This is a genomic window from Pseudomonas wadenswilerensis, from assembly GCF_900497695.1.
In the GTDB taxonomy this organism is placed as follows: domain Bacteria; phylum Pseudomonadota; class Gammaproteobacteria; order Pseudomonadales; family Pseudomonadaceae; genus Aquipseudomonas; species Aquipseudomonas wadenswilerensis.
Window position 1 is genome coordinate 441,121 of record NZ_UIDD01000012.1, and the last position, 15,436, is coordinate 456,556.

Below are 15,436 nucleotides of genomic sequence, written 5' to 3' on the forward strand. Positions count from 1 at the left end.
ATTGAACGGATAAGGCCCGGGCGTTATTGCTCCAGCGCCTGGTTAAGCGAAACGTAGAATTCCTGGCACAAGGCATCCACGGCGGGGCGCGCCTTGGCGGTGACGAAGCCGAGCTCCAGCACCAGTACCTGATAGACACCGCGCTTGAAGGCTTCTTCACTCAGGTGCGCGGAATTTTCGCGAGTGGTGCAGAGAAAGCGCACCCAGGAAGTGAGGATGATCCAGGCATTGAGGGTCAGCGACTCGATCTGCACGGTATCCATCTCGACGATGCCGGCCTCGACAAAGCCCCGGTAGATCGCCTGGCCCTGCAGCAGGCAGCGCTGGGAAAAACGCCGGTATCGGGCGGCCAGCTCCTTGTCGCTGTCGAGCAGGTGCTCCAGGTCGCGGTGCAAAAAACGGTAGTTCCACATCGCCGCCAGCAGCGCCTTGAGGTAGAAGCGCTTGTCTTCCACCGTGGCCAGACGCCCTTGCGGCGGGCGCAGGAAGCTTTCCACCAGCTCTTCATACTGAGTGAAGAGCACAGCGATGATTTCCTGCTTGTTGGCGAAGTGGTAGTACAGGTTGCCGGGCGAAATCTCCATGTGCGCGGCAATGTGGTTGGTGCTGACACTACGCTCGCCCTGCTGGTTGAACAGCTCCAGGCTGTTCTGCACGATGCGCTCGCGGGTCTTGATACGCGGGGCCATGATCAATTCCAGGCGTTGAGCTTGAATGAATAGGTCCATCTTACGGTGTATCCACACCGGTATGTACCTGCAGACGCTGTGAAAAACAGTCGCACAGCACACATATTAGAGTATATGCTCTAGAAAACCTGCCTTGCCGTGGAGTTTCGCATGCTCGCCGACGCTACCCGCTCCCTGCCGCTCACTGAATTCGACGCCCTCGACGCGCTGTTTGCCAAGCAGCGCCAGGCCTTTGCCGATAACCCCCGGCCCACGGCTGCACAACGCCTGCAATGGCTCAAGAGCTTGCGCACTGCGCTTCTCGGCCAGCAGGACGCCCTGATCGCAGCGATCAACGAGGACTTTTCCGGGCGTAGCGCCGACGAAACACTGCTGGCTGAACTGATGCCGAGCATCCAGGGCCTGCGCCATGCTGAAAAACATCTCAAGCAGTGGATGAAAGCCTCGAAACGCAAGGTCGGCCTGGCCTTCCAGCCAGCCAGCGCCGAGGTGCAGTACCAGCCGCTGGGCGTGGTCGGCATCATCGTGCCGTGGAACTACCCGCTGTTTCTCGCCATCGGCCCGCTGACCTGCGCCCTGGCCGCCGGCAACCGGGTGATGCTCAAGCTCAGCGAAGCCACACCGGCCACCGGCCTGCTGCTCCAGCAATTGCTCGACAAGGTATTCCCCGAAGACCTGGTCAGCGTGGTGCTGGGTGAAGCCGACGTTGCCCAGGCCTTCTCGCGCCTGCCGTTCGATCACCTGCTGTTTACCGGTGCCACCAGTGTCGGCCGCCAGGTGATGCTCGCCGCCGCGCAAAACCTCACCCCGGTAACCCTGGAGCTGGGCGGCAAATCGCCGGCCATTGTCTCTTCCAGCGTGCCACTGGCCGACGCCGCCGAACGCATCGCCTTCGGCAAGACCCTCAATGCCGGCCAGACCTGCGTGGCACCCGACTACGTGCTGGTGCCACGCGAGCGCTTGGACGATTTCGCCAGTGCCTACCAGAACGTGGTGCGGCGCTTTTATCCGACCCTGGCCAACAACCGGGACTACAGCGCGATCATCAACCCACGCCACCTGGCCCGCCTGGAGAGCTACCTGGAAGATGCGCGTAACAAGGGCGCCGAGATCATTGATCTGTATCCCGAAGAGCCGCGCCAGGGGCGCCGTCTGCCACCGCACCTGCTGCTGAAGGTCAGCGACGAGATGCGCGTGATGCAGGACGAGATCTTCGGCCCGCTGCTGCCGCTGGTGCCCTACGACAACCTCGACCAGGCGCTGGCCTACATCAATCAGCGCCCGCGCCCGCTGGCGCTGTACTACTTCGGCTACGAACGCAGCGAACAGCAACGGGTACTGGAGCAGACCCACTCCGGTGGCGTGTGCCTCAACGACACCCTGCTGCACGTCGCCCAGGACGACCTGCCGTTCGGCGGTATCGGCCCATCGGGCATGGGCCATTACCACGGTCATGAGGGCTTCCTGACCTTCAGCAAGGCCAAGGCGGTGTTCGCCAAGCAGCGCTTGAATGCCGCGCGGCTGATCTACCCGCCCTACGGCAAGGCGCTGCTGAAGCTGGTGTACAAACTGTTCATTCGCTGAAAAACCATCCTCGGGCCTGATAACAATGACCACAAGCCTGCCTGTAAACCCCGCGCTGAGCCGGCGCGGGCTGCTCAAGCTCAGCCTCGGCGCCAGCGCTTTTCTCGCCACTGCCGGGCTGGGTGCCAGCCTCAGCGGCTGCTCGGCGCAAACACCGGCCAGCGGCTTCACTGCCCTGCGCCAGAACGACCTGCCGATTGTTCAGGCCCTGATTCCGGTAGTTCTGGCCGGCACCAAGGCGGCGGACAACCGCGAAGCCTTGCTACGCAGGCTGGACAACAAGCTCGCTGCCCTGTCGCCGGCCATGCTCAAGCTGACCCGGCAGCTGTTCGACGTGCTTGCCATGGCGGTCACCCGCGGGCCGTTGACCGGCATCTGGGGCAGTTGGGACAACGCCAGCAGCACGCAAATCGAAGCCTTTCTGCAACGCTGGCAGGACAGCTCGCTGAACCTGCTGCGCATGGGCCACGCCTCGCTGCTGCAACTGCTGCACATGGCCTGGTACGAACTGCCTGAATCCTGGGCCCATTGCGGCTACCCGGGGCCACCCAAGGTCTGATCCCCCCATAACGACAAGAGGCTGAAGATGCCCGTACCCGACCTGTTCCGCGACGGCCTTGGCCGTGGCTGGAAAACCCGTGACGCCTCGCGCCTGGACCAGGACCTGAGCCTGGAAACCGATATCGCCATCATCGGCAGCGGCGCCGGGGGTGCCACCAGTGCCGAGCTGCTCAGCGCCGCCGGTTTCAAGGTGCTGCTGATCGAAGAAGGCCCGCTGAAAACCAGCAGCGACTTCCACATGCTCGAAGACCAGGCCTACGCCAGCCTCTACCAGGAAGGGATCGGCCGTATGAGCAAGGACGGCGCCATCACCATTTTGCAAGGCCGCGCGGTCGGCGGCACGACCCTGATCAACTGGACCTCGAGCTTTCGTACACCCGAGCCCACGCTGGAGCACTGGGCCAGGGAGCATGGCGTCAAGGGCCTGAGCAGCGCCGAACTGGCGCCGTGGTTCGCACGTATGGAGCAACGCCTGGGCATCGAGCCGTGGATCATGCCGCCCAACGCCAACAACGAGGCGCTACGCCGCGGCTGCGAAGCGCTGGGCTACAACTGGAAGGTGATCCCGCGCAACGTGCGCGGCTGCTGGAACCTGGGCTATTGCGGCATGGGTTGCCCGGTCAACGCCAAGCAGTCGATGCTGGTCACCAGCATTCCAGCGACCCTCGAGCACGGCGGCGAGCTGCTTTATCTGGCCCGGGCCGAGCGCCTGGAACACAACGGTGAACAGATCAGCGGTCTGCACTGCGTGGCCATGGACGCGCGCTGCGTCGAGCCGACCGGCCGCAAAATCCGGGTCAAGGCCCGGCATTACATCCTCGCCGGTGGCGGTATCAACAGCCCGGGCCTGCTGCTGCGCTCCGAGGCTCCGGACCCCCACGAGCGCCTGGGCAAACGCACCTTCCTGCACCTGGTCAACTTCAGCGCCGGGCTGTTCAAGGACCAGGTCAACCCGTTCTACGGTGCGCCGCAGTCGATCTATTCCGACCATTTCCAGTGGCGCGACGGCGTCAGCGGGCCAATTGGCTACAAGCTCGAAGTACCGCCCCTGCATCCAGCGCTGGCCAGCACCCTGCTGGGCAGCTTCGGCAAAGAAAACGCCCTGCGCATGGAGCAACTGCCGCATACCCACGTAATGCTCGCCCTGCTGCGCGACGGTTTTCACCCGGACAGCGTCGGTGGCGAGGTGCAACTGCGTGGCGATGGCTCGCCGGTGCTCGACTATCAGGTCTCGCCCTATGCCTGGGATGGCGTGCGCCGGGCTTTCCAGAGCATGGCCGAGATCCAGTTCGCGGCGGGTGCCGAAAGTGTGCTGCCGGTGCACAGCGATGCCCGCCATGTGAAAACCCTGGCCGAAGCCCGGCAAATGATCGACGGGCTGAATCTTGAGCTGTTTCGTACCCGCCTGGGCAGCGCCCATGTCATGGGCGGCTGCGCCATGGGCGAGGACCCACGCCAGGCAGTGTGTGACAGCCTGGGACGGCATCATCAGCTGGCCAACCTGTCGATCCACGACGGTTCACTGTTCCCCACCAGCATCGGTGCCAACCCGCAATTGTCGGTGTATGGCCTGACTGCGCGGCTCAGTGACGCCCTGGCCGAGCGACTGGCAGCCGGCAGATGACAACAAATGGCCTCACTGTCTATAGTGCCTTCAGCGTGCGCGGGCGACTTGGCCGACTGCCATTGCTGCGATACCATCCGACTCCCCAACGCACTCCTGCCAGGACGACGCGATGAACCGAGTGTTGTACCCAGGTACTTTCGACCCTATTACCAAGGGCCATGGCGATCTGGTCGAGCGAGCCTCGCGGCTGTTCGACCAAGTGATCATTGCGGTCGCCGCCAGTCCGAAAAAAAACCCATTGTTCCCGCTGGAACAACGGGTGGAACTGGCTCGTGAGGTCACCAAGCACCTGCCCAATGTCGAAGTCCTCGGCTTCTCCACCCTGCTGGCGCATTTTGCCAAGGAACAGCAGGCCAATGTGTTCCTGCGCGGCCTGCGGGCTGTTTCGGACTTCGAGTACGAGTTCCAGCTGGCGAACATGAACCGCCAGCTGGCCCCCGACGTCGAGAGCCTGTTCCTTACCCCTTCGGAGCGTTATTCGTTCATTTCCTCGACCCTGGTCCGGGAAATCGCGGCGCTGGGCGGCGACATCACCAAATTCGTCCACCCGGTGGTGGCCGAGGCCCTGACCGAACGCTTCAAAAAGTGACATTGGCGATTTGACCACGGCGCCCGCGTGCACTGCGGGCGCTAATGCGGCACAATTATGCCCATTGGTTTTCAAATGCCTGGGTTCTGAGCCCTGGCCGGAGTCCCCATGTCCCTGATCATCACCGACGATTGCATCAATTGCGACGTCTGCGAACCCGAGTGCCCGAACGCTGCGATCTCTCAAGGTGAAGAGATCTACGTGATCGACCCCAACCTGTGCACCCAGTGCGTGGGTCACTACGACGAGCCGCAATGCCAGCAAGTCTGCCCGGTAGACTGCATCCCTCTGGATGAAGCCCATCCGGAGACCGAAGCGCAGCTGATGGAAAAATACCGCCGAATCACCGGCAAGGCCTGATGCCGTTCGTCGCCCGACTCATACCGCTGGTACTGGGCGCCACCCTGGCGCTAGGGGCTGCCTGTGCCCAGGCACAAGGCCCGGGTCGCGCGGCGATTGCCACACCCCATGCCAAAGCCACCGCCGCTGCGCGGGAAATTCTCGAGCAGGGCGGTAACGCCTTTGACGCTGCCATTGCCGTCAGCGCCGCGCTGGCGGTGGTCGAGCCCTATGGCTCCGGCCTTGGTGGCGGCGGATTCTTCCTTCTGCGCGAAGGCGAAACGCCCGCCCGCTATACCTTTATCGACGCTCGCGAGCGCGCGCCAGGCAGAGCCAGCGAAGCCATGTACCTCAAGGACGGCAAGGTCCAACCGGGGTTGTCGATCAATGGCCCGCTGGCGGCAGCGATTCCCGGCTTGCCGGCAGCACTCGCGGATCTCGCTGCCCATTACGGCAAGCTGCCGCTGCAAAGCACCCTGGCTCCTGCCATTCGTCTGGCCAACCAGGGTTTTGCCGTCGACCGCATTTACCGCGACCGCGCGCAGATGCGCTTGAGCGCATTGCGCGACGACCCGGAAAGCGCCCGGCTGTTCCTCATCAATGGTGAAGTACCGGCCCTTGGCGCTCAGATCCGCCAACCGCAACTGGCCATTACCCTTGAGCGCATCGCCAGCCAGGGCCGCGACGGCTTCTATGCCGGCCCTACCGCTCAGGCCATGGTTGAGGGCGTACAAGCTGCGGGGGGTATCTGGAGCCTGGATGACCTGGCCAACTACCGCACCGCCAAACGCGAGCCGCTGCGCTACCAGCTTGCCGGCCAGCGCGAACTGATCAGCGCTCCGCCGCCCTCGGCCGGTGGCGTGGCCCTGGCCCAGAGCCTGGCGATGCTGCAGCGCCTGCCCTGGCAAAGCGCCGAGCCGGTGCAGCGCAGTCATTACGTGCTGGAAGTGTTGCGCCGGGCCTATCGCGACCGCGGTCTGCTCGGCGATCCGGACTACGTCGCCAACCCGCTGCCACAACTGCTCGCACGCAATTACCTGACTTCGCTGGCCGACAGCATCGACGCGCACCAGGCCACGCCCAGCAACAGCCTGCCGCCCGCCCCGGCCTGGCGCGAAGGTGATCACACCACTCACTTTGCACTGATCGATGCCGACGGCAATGCCGTGGCCGCGACACTGTCGGTCAACCTGCCGTTCGGCGCCGCCTTCAGCGCCCCCGGTACCGGTGTGGTGCTGAACAACGAAATGGATGACTTTGCCGCCGACCCGCGTGGCAGCAACAGTTATGGCCTGGCCGGCAGCCAGGCCAACGCCGTGGCCGCCGGTAAACGGCCGCTGTCGAGCATGAGCCCGAGCTTTATCGAGAGCCCGACCCAGTTCGCCGCCTTCGGCACACCGGGCGGCAGCCGCATTCCGAGCATGGTGCTGCTGTCGATGATGGGCTTTCTTGAGGGCAAGCCGGTGGCCGACTGGCCGGCGGTGCCGCGCTATCACCACCAGTACCTGCCGGATGTGGTCGAGCACGAGCCGGGGGCGTTCAGCACCGGGCAGCAGCGTGAACTGCAGGCACGCGGCTACCAGCTCAAGGACCTGGGGCGGACCTACGGCAATCAGCAAGTACTGTACTGGGACAAGGCCGGGCAAACCCTCGAAGCCGCCAGCGACCCCCGCGGCGTGGGCGCCGCGCAGGTGCTCAGCCCGCGCTAAACACCTTCACTTCTGGCAGCGTAGGCAGAAGACGCTGGCGCGCTGGCCGAGCTTGACCTCACGCAGGATACTGCCACACACCTTGCACGGCTCTTCCCCACGCCCGTAGACGAACAGTTCCTGCTGGAAGTAGCCCGGCTGGCCGTCGCCACCGATAAAGTCGCGCAAGGTGGTGCCGCCGCGCTCGATGGCGCAGGCCAGGATGCGTTTGATCTCGATCGCCAGCTTCAGGTAACGCGCCCGGGAAATGCTCCCGGCTTCACGGCGCGGATCGATGCCAGCGGCGAACAGCGCCTCGGTCGCATAGATATTGCCCACCCCGACCACCACCGCGTTGTCCATGATGAACGGCTTGACCGCCATGGAGCGGCCGCGTGACAGCTGGAACAGCCGCTCGCCGTCGAACAGATCGGTCAGGGGTTCCGGGCCGAGCTTGATCAGCAGCTCATGATTGAGCGGATCGAGGCTCCACAGCATCGCCCCAAAGCGCCGCGGGTCGGTGTAGCGCAGGGCCAGGCCCGACTCCAGTTCGATATCCACATGCTCGTGCTTGGCCGCCGGCAGGCCGATCTCGACCAGGCGCAAGTTGCCGGACATGCCCAGATGGCTGATCAGGGTGCCAACCTCGGCATTGAGCAGCAGGTACTTGGCACGCCGCTCGACCTTGACGAAACGCTGCCCGGACAGGCGAATGTCGAGGTCCTCGGGGATCGGCCAGCGCAGGCGCCGGTCGCGCACGATCACCCGGCTGACCCGCTGGCCTTCCAGGTAAGGCGCAATACCGCGCCGGGTGGTTTCGACTTCTGGCAATTCCGGCATGGATCAGTGACCGCCCAGTTCGCGAATGGTCTGCTTGAGGTTCTCGAAGTCATACTCGGACAGGCCGACATAATCGAGCACCAGGTGCCCGACGGTATTCCATTCGTGGTCGACGCTCTGGTTGCCCAGCACCCGGTACGAGGCACAGATGTGCTCGGCCATCTTCAGGATCGCCAGCAGGTTCTTCAACTGGCTGTTGCGCGCCGAGTCATCGCTGAACACCGCCAGGGCGTTGTGATGGTTGGCAATGGCATTGCTCAGGTGCTCGGGCAGGCGCCACGACTTGGCGGTGTAGTACCCGACCACCGCATGGTTGGTGTTGAACACCTGGTTTTCGGTATCGACCACCCGCTGTTCGGCGCCGGCACTGGCGTAGGCATCCTCGAGCACGCTCATGTACTCGGGGAAGCGCTTGAGCATCAGCGGCACGCCGCAATCGTGGAACAGGCCCAGGGCATAGGCTTCGTCCACCGCCTGGGAGCCGATGCGCTTGGCCAGGGTCAGGCAGGTCATGGCCACGTCCTGGGCGGTGTCCCAGAAACGGTTGAGGGTGACGATGGTGTCGTCGCTCATCTCGCCCTTGATCGACTGCGCATTGATCAGGTTGATGATCGAGCGGCTGCCGAGCAGATTCACCGCACGCTGGATCGAGGCGATCTTGTTGCTCAGGCCGTAGTACGGCGAGTTGACCAGCTTGAGCAATGCCCCGGACAAGCCCGGGTCCTGGGAGATCAGCTTGGCGATCACCTCCAGGTCGGGGTCGGGCATGTATTGTTCGAACTGCAGGTCAACCATGATCTGCGGCTGCGGCGGCACGCTGATGCCTTGCAGGGCGTTCTGGATCTGTTCGGCGGAGAGTTCCTGGGACATAAGTACACACTCGGGGCTGAGCGGCGATTCTAACCCGATCGTACTGGCCAGGGGTGAAGCTAAAGGCCATCGCTCTGTTGCAATTTGTCGCTATTCCCCATCGACACGGCAGGCATCGCGCTATAATCCCGCTCTTTTTTCCCGGAGCGACGTCATGTCCCTGCCCAGCCTTCGTCTCAAAGCCAATGCCGACCGCCGCCTGCGCGCTGGCCACCTGTGGGTCTACAGCAACGAAATCGACGTCGCCGCGACCCCGCTGCATGGCTTCAAGGCCGGTGACCAGGCGATCCTCGAAACCGCCGGCGGCAAGGCTTTGGGCATCGTTGCCATGAGCCCGAACAACCTGATCTGCGCCCGCCTGCTGTCGCGTGACGCCAAGCTGGCCCTGGACAAGTCGCTGCTGGTGCACCGCATCAACGTTGCCCTGTCGCTGCGTGAGCGCCTGTTCGACAAGCCGTTCTACCGCCTGGTGTATGGCGATTCCGACCTGCTGCCGGGCCTGGTGGTCGATCGTTTCGGCGACATCCTGGTGGTCCAGCTCGCTTCGGCGACCATGGAGCAACACAAGGATGACGTCGTAGCCGCCCTGGTTCAGGTGCTCAAGCCGACCGGCATCCTGTTCAAGAACGACTCGGCCGCGCGCGATGCCGAAGGCCTGGGCCGTTACGTCGAAACCGTGTTCGGCCTGGTACCGGAGTGGGTGGCCCTGGAAGAGAACGGCGTGAAGTTCGAAGCGCCGGTCATGGAAGGCCAGAAGACCGGCTGGTTCTACGACCACCGCATGAACCGCGCGCGTCTGGCGCCGTACGTCAAAGGCAAGCGCGTGCTCGACCTGTTCAGCTACATCGGTGGCTGGGGCGTACAGGCCGGTGCCTTTGGCGCCAGCGAAGTGTTCTGCGTCGATGCCTCGGGCTTTGCCCTGGACGGCGTCGAGCGTAACGCCGGGCTCAACGGCATTGCCGAGAAGCTGACCTGCATCGAAGGCGACGTGTTCGAAGCGCTGAAAGAGCTCAAGGCCTCCGAAGAGCGTTTCGACGTGATCGTGGCCGACCCGCCCGCCTTCATCAAGCGCAAGAAAGACCTGAAAAACGGCGAGGGCGCCTACCGCCGCCTGAACGAACAAGCCATGCGCCTGCTGACCAAGGACGGCATCCTGGTCAGTGCATCCTGCTCGATGCACCTGCCGGAAGACGACCTGCAGAACATCCTGCTGACCAGCGCCCGCCACCTGGACCGCAACATCCAGCTGCTCGAACGCGGCGGCCAGGGCCCGGATCACCCGGTCCACCCGGCGATCCCGGAAACCCGCTACATCAAGAGCATCACCTGCCGCCTGCTGCCGAACAGCTAAGGCGTGGTGCAATAAAAAATCCCGGCCAGGTGCCGGGATTTTTTTGCCTGCAATACGCTAGCGGTTGGGCTGCCAGGTCAAATCGATACCATCGAGGGTCAGCGTCTTGTAACGTGGCATCACCGGTTTCATCTGCCCACTGCGGATCAACTGAACCAGTCGCTCGGTGTTATCGCGAATACTGTGCAGGCTACCGACTTCGCGCCACTCCCCCTTGCCCTCGCGGGCAAACAGGAAAACGCTGGATGCGTAGGTGTGCCGCGGGATCATCAACACTTCGTTGCGTCCGTCGCCATCCATGTCCACCCCCCACAGGAAACAACCCTTGCCGCCGCATTGGCTCAGGGCCATGACCATCGTGGCGAACTCCTCGCTGCCAGGTTGCTCAGGCCCCAGCCATTCAAGGTTCGGGGCGTGACTGTCGTCGGCGTACAGCGGGTGGGCTTCATCCATGATCCACTGCAGCTTTTTCCGTCCTTCGGCGTCGAACAGTTCGTCAGTCTTGAGCCGCGCTTCCAGCGCCTTGAACGCCTCACGTCCCGGCTTGCCCAGGCGGTGGTACAAAGTTCTGGCATCGAATTCCTGGATCGCGGTACGCCCGCTAAGCAGACGCTCGACCTGGTTGTTTGCACTGAGCTGCAAAGGGTTCAGCAGCGGCGTATAGAACAGCACCACGAGCACCGCGCTGAGCAGGGCAATCCACGGGTTGCTGACCCGCAGGCTGTGCAACCAGCCCTGGCGCGAGGCGAACACTGCCCAGAGTGCGGCCAGGCTGTGAACCTGCATCACACCGATCAGCAACAGGGCGAGGATGCGCTCAGGCGTAAGGCCATACTGATTTACCCGCAACCAGCTTGAATAGCCCGCCAGCGCCACCAGTACCGGCAAGCACAGCAAGCAGGCCTCGACCAGGCGCTTGAGCACGCTCGGATAGGGATTGGCCTGATGGCCATCCTGGAACACGCCGTTGACCAAAAACAGGTTGATGACCACCAGCAACAACAAGATGGTGGTCGAGTAGCCGGTATTCCAGATCGGTTGCAACCCGGTAAACGGCAGCATCAGGCTGAACAGTACGGCGATCAGTGCGCTCAGTGGCAGCAACACACGACACAGGGTCAGTAGCACGCCGCGCAGCAGGCCGATGACTTTTTCGTTCTCCAGGCCCATGCGCATCCCCAGGGAGAACACTACCGCCAGGCCGATGCGCACTACTGGCGCCGAGGTCAGCACGTCTTCGACCTGGGGGATGCCGAGCATCAGGAACAGGCGTCCGCACAACCACAGCAGCAGCCAGAACAACAGGGTGAACAGCAGTGCCAGGAGGACGATGAAGATGTTGTTCCAGGCATGCCGGAACAGGTCTTCATAGCGCAGCCGCAGGCCTTCGCGGGTCGGCCAGCTGAGGATGAAGGCGGTGCCGATGTAGGTGACGGCAACCGCAGCCACCCATGAGCTCTGCCAGACCCAGCCCAGGGTGTCCTGACTGAAGGTCCAGCTGCTGATAAAGCCGATCAGCAGCGTCAGGCCCAGTACCAGCCAGCCCGTACCGCGATGCAGCACTGCACTGCCAAGCAGTTGCAGGTTGACCCCGGCCACCAGCACGGCGGCGCACAGGCCGAATGGCAGCCCGGCGATATCGATTTGGACGTGCCTGGCGTAGAGGAACACCAGGCCCTGAATCAGGCCGATGGCCAGGTAGAACAGTAAAGATCGACTTATCGCAGGCATTGCAAATCCTTTTGGCCAGTGGGGTGCGAAGGGCGCAAGTCTACCGAAAGCCAGCACCTGATCGTGTGGCTTGCGGACAATTTTTGCAGTAACGGCCGGGCTGGCTTGCCGGTAGGGTGCTAGATCAGATATCGAGTACCTGCGAAGCAATGCCGAAGTAAACCAGCACACCGGCAGCATCAGCGATTGAGGTTACCAACGGACCGCTGGCGGTCGCAGGATCCAGCTTCAGCTGACTGAGGAGGAACGGCAGGCTCATGCCAATCAAGCTGCCCAGCAAGACGATAATCAGCATGCTGCTTGCCACGATCAATGCGATATCCGGGCCACCTCGCAGTACGCCGAGCGTGGCCACCGCCGCCGCCATGGTTGCTCCCAAGGCCAAAGCCACCCCGCACTCTCGGCCAAGCAGGCTTAACCAGTCGCGCATCACCACTTCGCCGGTGGCCAGAGCCCGGACCATCAGGGTCGCCGACTGAGCTCCGGCGTTACCCCCGCTGTCGACCAGCAACGGCAAAAAAAACACCAGGGCAATGTGCGCGGCAATGGTGTCCTCAAAGGCTGCGATTCCCGCCCCGGAGAACAGATTGCCAAACACCAGCAGTACCAGCCAGAACACTCGCTTGCGGTAGAGCAAGCCGACAGTTGCCGATTTCAGGTTACCGATATGAGTGCCTATCGAGGCACCTTTATGAAAGTCTTCGGTGGCTTCGTCCACCATTACATCCAGAGCCGCGTCACAGGTCACGATACCCACAAGATGCCCGCGTGGGTCGAGCACCGGCAGGGCCAGCAGGTCGTACTCGCGGATCAGCCGGGCCACCTGCTCCTGCGGAGTATCGGTGTTCACGCTCAGCACCGGTTGAACCATCAGCCGTTCGATCGGGCGGTCAGGGGCAGCCAGGATCAACTCGCGCAACGAGAGCGTGCCGAGCAGGTTGCCCTGTTCGTCGAGGACGTAGGACTGGTAGATGGTTTCGGCATCGGCCGCTTCGCGGCGCAACATGTCGATGGCCTGGGTAGCCGTGAGCCCGCTGACAATGCAGGAGTATTCGCTGCTCATCAGCGCCCCGGCGCTGCCCTCAGGGTAGAAACCGGGCTGCAGCAAGCCGTCCCGACGCGCCTGAGCCTGCTGGCGCGGTTGCGACAGCGTGTTTACATCGTCAATGCAGTGCATATCTTTCTCCAGGCACCTTCGCGGGAGCCCGGGAGCTTTGCCCTTGCATCAGGCTCAGCCCAGTAGCAGCCCCAGCGCCGATGCGCTCAGTGCCAGATTGTAAGTTCGCGTTGAACCGAAACTGGGAAGGTCCATTAAGGGTGTCGTCTCGTGAGCCGCACATGCGGCGCGCGGATAATAGCCAGCTCATTCAGGCTGCAATAGCCGTAAAAGTGCGTTTCAGAAGGGTCCTACGAATGGGTGGGATAGCGTGAAGCTGCTCAAAGCGTGATCCCAGCATCACCAACCATCTATTGCGCCATTCCCTCAAAGCCGCAGCGGTGTAGAATCGGACTATTCATCGCCAGTCATCCCCGGCGGGTTTATGAGCTCTGGCCGAGCGCACGGCGATCCCGCGGCGATCTCGGCTTCATCCGTACCAGCGGCCACCTGCCTTCGGTGCAAAGGACAAGAGAAGCTCACTCCCCTTTTTGTTACCTGATTAGCCGCCAGGAGTGCTTCATGCCTGATTACCGCTCGAAAACGTCCACCCACGGCCGCAATATGGCCGGCGCCCGCGCCCTCTGGCGTGCCACCGGGATGAAGGACGAAGACTTCAAGAAACCGATCATCGCCATCGCCAACTCGTTCACCCAGTTCGTCCCGGGCCACGTGCACCTGAAGGACCTGGGCCAGCTGGTCGCCCGCGAGATCGAACGCGCCGGTGGCGTGGCCAAGGAATTCAACACCATCGCGGTCGACGACGGCATCGCCATGGGCCATGACGGCATGCTCTATTCGCTGCCTAGCCGCGAGATCATTGCCGACTCGGTCGAGTACATGGTCAACGCCCACTGCGCCGACGCCATCGTCTGCATCTCCAACTGCGACAAGATCACCCCCGGCATGCTGATGGCCGCGCTGCGCCTGAACATCCCGGTGATCTTTGTCTCCGGCGGGCCGATGGAAGCCGGCAAGACCAAACTGGCCAGTCACGGCCTGGACCTGGTCGACGCCATGGTCATTGCCGCCGACTCCACCGCCAGCGACGAAAAAGTCGCCGAGTACGAGCGCAGCGCCTGCCCGACCTGCGGTTCGTGTTCCGGCATGTTCACCGCCAACTCGATGAACTGCCTGACCGAAGCCCTGGGCCTGGCCCTGCCGGGCAACGGTTCGACCCTGGCCACCCACAGCGATCGCGAACAGCTGTTCCTGCAGGCTGGCCGTACCATCGTCGAGCTGTGCAAGCGCTACTACGGCGACAACGACCAGAGCGTGCTGCCGCGTAACATCGCCAACTTCAAGGCGTTCGAGAACGCCATGATGCTGGACATCGCCATGGGTGGTTCGACCAACACCATCCTGCACCTGCTGGCCGCCGCCCAGGAAGCCGAGATCGCTTTCGATCTGCGCGACATCGATCGCCTGTCGCGCAAAGTGCCGCAACTGTGCAAGGTGGCGCCGAACATCCAGAAGTACCACATGGAAGACGTCCACCGCGCCGGTGGCATCTTCAGCATCCTTGGGTCGCTGGCCCGTGGCGGTCTGCTGCACACCGACCTGCCGACCGTGCACAGCCCGAGCATGGAAGAAGCCATCGCCAAGTGGGACATCACCCAGACCAGCGACGAAGCGGTTCACCATTTCTTCAAGGCGGGCCCGGCCGGTATCCCGACCCAGACCGCGTTCAGCCAGTCGACCCGTTGGCCGAGCCTGGATGACGACCGCGAAAACGGCTGCATCCGCAGCGTCGAGCACGCCTATTCGCAAGAAGGCGGCCTGGCCGTGCTGTACGGCAACATCGCCCTGGACGGCTGCGTGGTGAAAACCGCCGGCGTCGACGAGTCGATCCACGTCTTCGAAGGCAACGCGAAGATCTTCGAAAGCCAGGACAGCGCCGTACGCGGCATCCTTGCTGAAGAAGTGAAGGCAGGCGACATCGTCATCATCCGCTACGAAGGCCCGAAGGGCGGCCCGGGCATGCAAGAGATGCTCTACCCGACTTCGTACCTCAAGTCCAAAGGCCTGGGCAAAGCCTGTGCACTGCTCACCGACGGCCGTTTCTCTGGCGGTACTTCGGGTCTGTCGATTGGCCACGCTTCGCCAGAAGCCGCAGCCGGCGGCGCGATTGGCCTGGTGCAGGACGGCGACAAGGTGTTGATCGACATCCCCAACCGCTCGATCAACCTGCTGGTCAGCGATGAAGAGCTGGCCGCGCGCCGAGTGGAACAGGACAAGAAAGGCTGGAAACCGGTCGAAGCGCGGCCACGCAAAGTGACCACTGCGCTGAAGGCTTATGCCCTGCTGGCGACCAGCGCCGACAAGGGCGCGGTCCGCAACAAGGCGCTGCTCGACGGGCTGTAAGTCGTTCTGGCGGTGCAAAAACCGACGCCTTGTGCGCCGGTTTTTTT

13 protein-coding genes are annotated in these 15,436 nt (G+C 63.1%); 8 read left to right on the forward strand and 5 right to left on the reverse strand.

All coding sequences use genetic code 11. The annotated features are described in order from the left end of the window. Positions 1-23: 23 nt before the first annotated feature. A complete protein-coding gene (locus CCOS864_RS26780; RefSeq protein WP_115089523.1) occupies positions 24-689 on the reverse strand; it encodes a TetR/AcrR family transcriptional regulator in 666 nt (221 codons plus the stop codon). A 150-nt stretch (positions 690-839) separates the two neighbouring features. Here CCOS864_RS26780 and CCOS864_RS26785 point away from each other — a divergent pair, with 150 nt between their 5' ends. From CCOS864_RS26785 to ggt, 6 genes are all read left to right on the forward strand, one after another. Further along, positions 840-2,273, forward strand: a complete 1,434-nt coding sequence (locus CCOS864_RS26785; RefSeq protein WP_115089414.1) for a coniferyl aldehyde dehydrogenase — start codon at positions 840-842, stop codon at positions 2,271-2,273. Positions 2,274-2,298: 25 nt separating this feature from the next. Then, positions 2,299-2,832 carry a twin-arginine translocation pathway signal protein gene (locus tag CCOS864_RS26790; protein WP_115089415.1) on the forward strand — a complete coding sequence of 178 codons (534 nt, stop codon included), beginning with the start codon at positions 2,299-2,301 and terminating at the stop codon, positions 2,830-2,832. 27 nt (positions 2,833-2,859) lie between these two features. Then, positions 2,860-4,458 carry a GMC family oxidoreductase gene (locus tag CCOS864_RS26795; RefSeq protein WP_115089416.1) on the forward strand — a complete coding sequence of 533 codons (1,599 nt, stop codon included), beginning with the start codon at positions 2,860-2,862 and terminating at the stop codon, positions 4,456-4,458. A gap of 112 nt (positions 4,459-4,570) precedes the next feature. Next, positions 4,571-5,050: a pantetheine-phosphate adenylyltransferase gene (gene coaD, locus CCOS864_RS26800; protein WP_115089417.1), complete on the forward strand. Its 480-nt coding sequence runs from the start codon at positions 4,571-4,573 to the stop codon at positions 5,048-5,050. Positions 5,051-5,158: 108 nt separating this feature from the next. Next, positions 5,159-5,410, forward strand: coding sequence for a YfhL family 4Fe-4S dicluster ferredoxin (locus CCOS864_RS26805; RefSeq protein ID WP_038997674.1), 252 nt, complete (start codon positions 5,159-5,161; stop codon positions 5,408-5,410). After that, the gene (ggt, locus tag CCOS864_RS26810; protein WP_115089418.1) at positions 5,410-7,098 is read left to right on the forward strand and encodes a gamma-glutamyltransferase; all 1,689 of its coding nucleotides are present in this window, start codon (positions 5,410-5,412) and stop codon (positions 7,096-7,098) included. The genes CCOS864_RS26805 and ggt overlap by 1 nt, the downstream gene beginning before the upstream one ends. A gap of 6 nt (positions 7,099-7,104) precedes the next feature. On the opposite strand, the gene mutM is transcribed toward ggt, so the two are convergent. Together mutM and CCOS864_RS26820 are read right to left on the reverse strand one after the other, a co-directional pair. Further along, positions 7,105-7,917 (reverse strand): bifunctional DNA-formamidopyrimidine glycosylase/DNA-(apurinic or apyrimidinic site) lyase, encoded by an 813-nt coding sequence (mutM, locus tag CCOS864_RS26815; RefSeq protein ID WP_115089419.1) that lies wholly within the window; start codon positions 7,915-7,917, stop codon positions 7,105-7,107. A gap of 3 nt (positions 7,918-7,920) precedes the next feature. Further along, the gene (locus tag CCOS864_RS26820) at positions 7,921-8,733 is read right to left on the reverse strand and encodes an HDOD domain-containing protein (protein WP_166675626.1); all 813 of its coding nucleotides are present in this window, start codon (positions 8,731-8,733) and stop codon (positions 7,921-7,923) included. 208 nt (positions 8,734-8,941) lie between these two features. Between CCOS864_RS26820 and CCOS864_RS26825 the strand changes: the two genes are divergently transcribed. Continuing rightward, positions 8,942-10,138 carry a class I SAM-dependent rRNA methyltransferase gene (locus tag CCOS864_RS26825; RefSeq protein ID WP_115089421.1) on the forward strand — a complete coding sequence of 399 codons (1,197 nt, stop codon included), beginning with the start codon at positions 8,942-8,944 and terminating at the stop codon, positions 10,136-10,138. Between the two features lie 57 nt (positions 10,139-10,195). Here the strand turns inward: CCOS864_RS26825 and CCOS864_RS26830 are convergent, their stop codons facing one another. Both CCOS864_RS26830 and mgtE read right to left on the reverse strand, forming a co-directional pair. Further along, the gene (locus tag CCOS864_RS26830; protein WP_115089422.1) at positions 10,196-11,869 is read right to left on the reverse strand and encodes a DUF4153 domain-containing protein; all 1,674 of its coding nucleotides are present in this window, start codon (positions 11,867-11,869) and stop codon (positions 10,196-10,198) included. 124 nt (positions 11,870-11,993) lie between these two features. Continuing rightward, positions 11,994-13,046 carry a magnesium transporter gene (gene mgtE, locus CCOS864_RS26835; RefSeq protein WP_115089423.1) on the reverse strand — a complete coding sequence of 351 codons (1,053 nt, stop codon included), beginning with the start codon at positions 13,044-13,046 and terminating at the stop codon, positions 11,994-11,996. Between the two features lie 501 nt (positions 13,047-13,547). Here mgtE and ilvD point away from each other — a divergent pair. Further along, positions 13,548-15,389: a dihydroxy-acid dehydratase gene (ilvD, locus tag CCOS864_RS26840; protein ID WP_115089424.1), complete on the forward strand. Its 1,842-nt coding sequence runs from the start codon at positions 13,548-13,550 to the stop codon at positions 15,387-15,389. Positions 15,390-15,436: the final 47 nt, after the last annotated feature.

Coding starts and splice junctions, on each gene's coding strand:
- CCOS864_RS26780 (WP_115089523.1), bottom strand. CDS start 689: ATGGCCCCGCGTATCAAGACCCGCGAGCGCATCGTGCAGAACAGCCTG.
- CCOS864_RS26785 (WP_115089414.1), top strand. CDS start 840: ATGCTCGCCGACGCTACCCGCTCCCTGCCGCTCACTGAATTCGACGCC.
- CCOS864_RS26790 (WP_115089415.1), top strand. CDS start 2,299: ATGACCACAAGCCTGCCTGTAAACCCCGCGCTGAGCCGGCGCGGGCTG.
- CCOS864_RS26795 (WP_115089416.1), top strand. CDS start 2,860: ATGCCCGTACCCGACCTGTTCCGCGACGGCCTTGGCCGTGGCTGGAAA.
- coaD (WP_115089417.1), top strand. CDS start 4,571: ATGAACCGAGTGTTGTACCCAGGTACTTTCGACCCTATTACCAAGGGC.
- CCOS864_RS26805 (WP_038997674.1), top strand. CDS start 5,159: ATGTCCCTGATCATCACCGACGATTGCATCAATTGCGACGTCTGCGAA.
- ggt (WP_115089418.1), top strand. CDS start 5,410: ATGCCGTTCGTCGCCCGACTCATACCGCTGGTACTGGGCGCCACCCTG.
- mutM (WP_115089419.1), bottom strand. CDS start 7,917: ATGCCGGAATTGCCAGAAGTCGAAACCACCCGGCGCGGTATTGCGCCT.
- CCOS864_RS26825 (WP_115089421.1), top strand. CDS start 8,942: ATGTCCCTGCCCAGCCTTCGTCTCAAAGCCAATGCCGACCGCCGCCTG.
- CCOS864_RS26830 (WP_115089422.1), bottom strand. CDS start 11,869: ATGCCTGCGATAAGTCGATCTTTACTGTTCTACCTGGCCATCGGCCTG.
- mgtE (WP_115089423.1), bottom strand. CDS start 13,046: ATGCACTGCATTGACGATGTAAACACGCTGTCGCAACCGCGCCAGCAG.
- ilvD (WP_115089424.1), top strand. CDS start 13,548: ATGCCTGATTACCGCTCGAAAACGTCCACCCACGGCCGCAATATGGCC.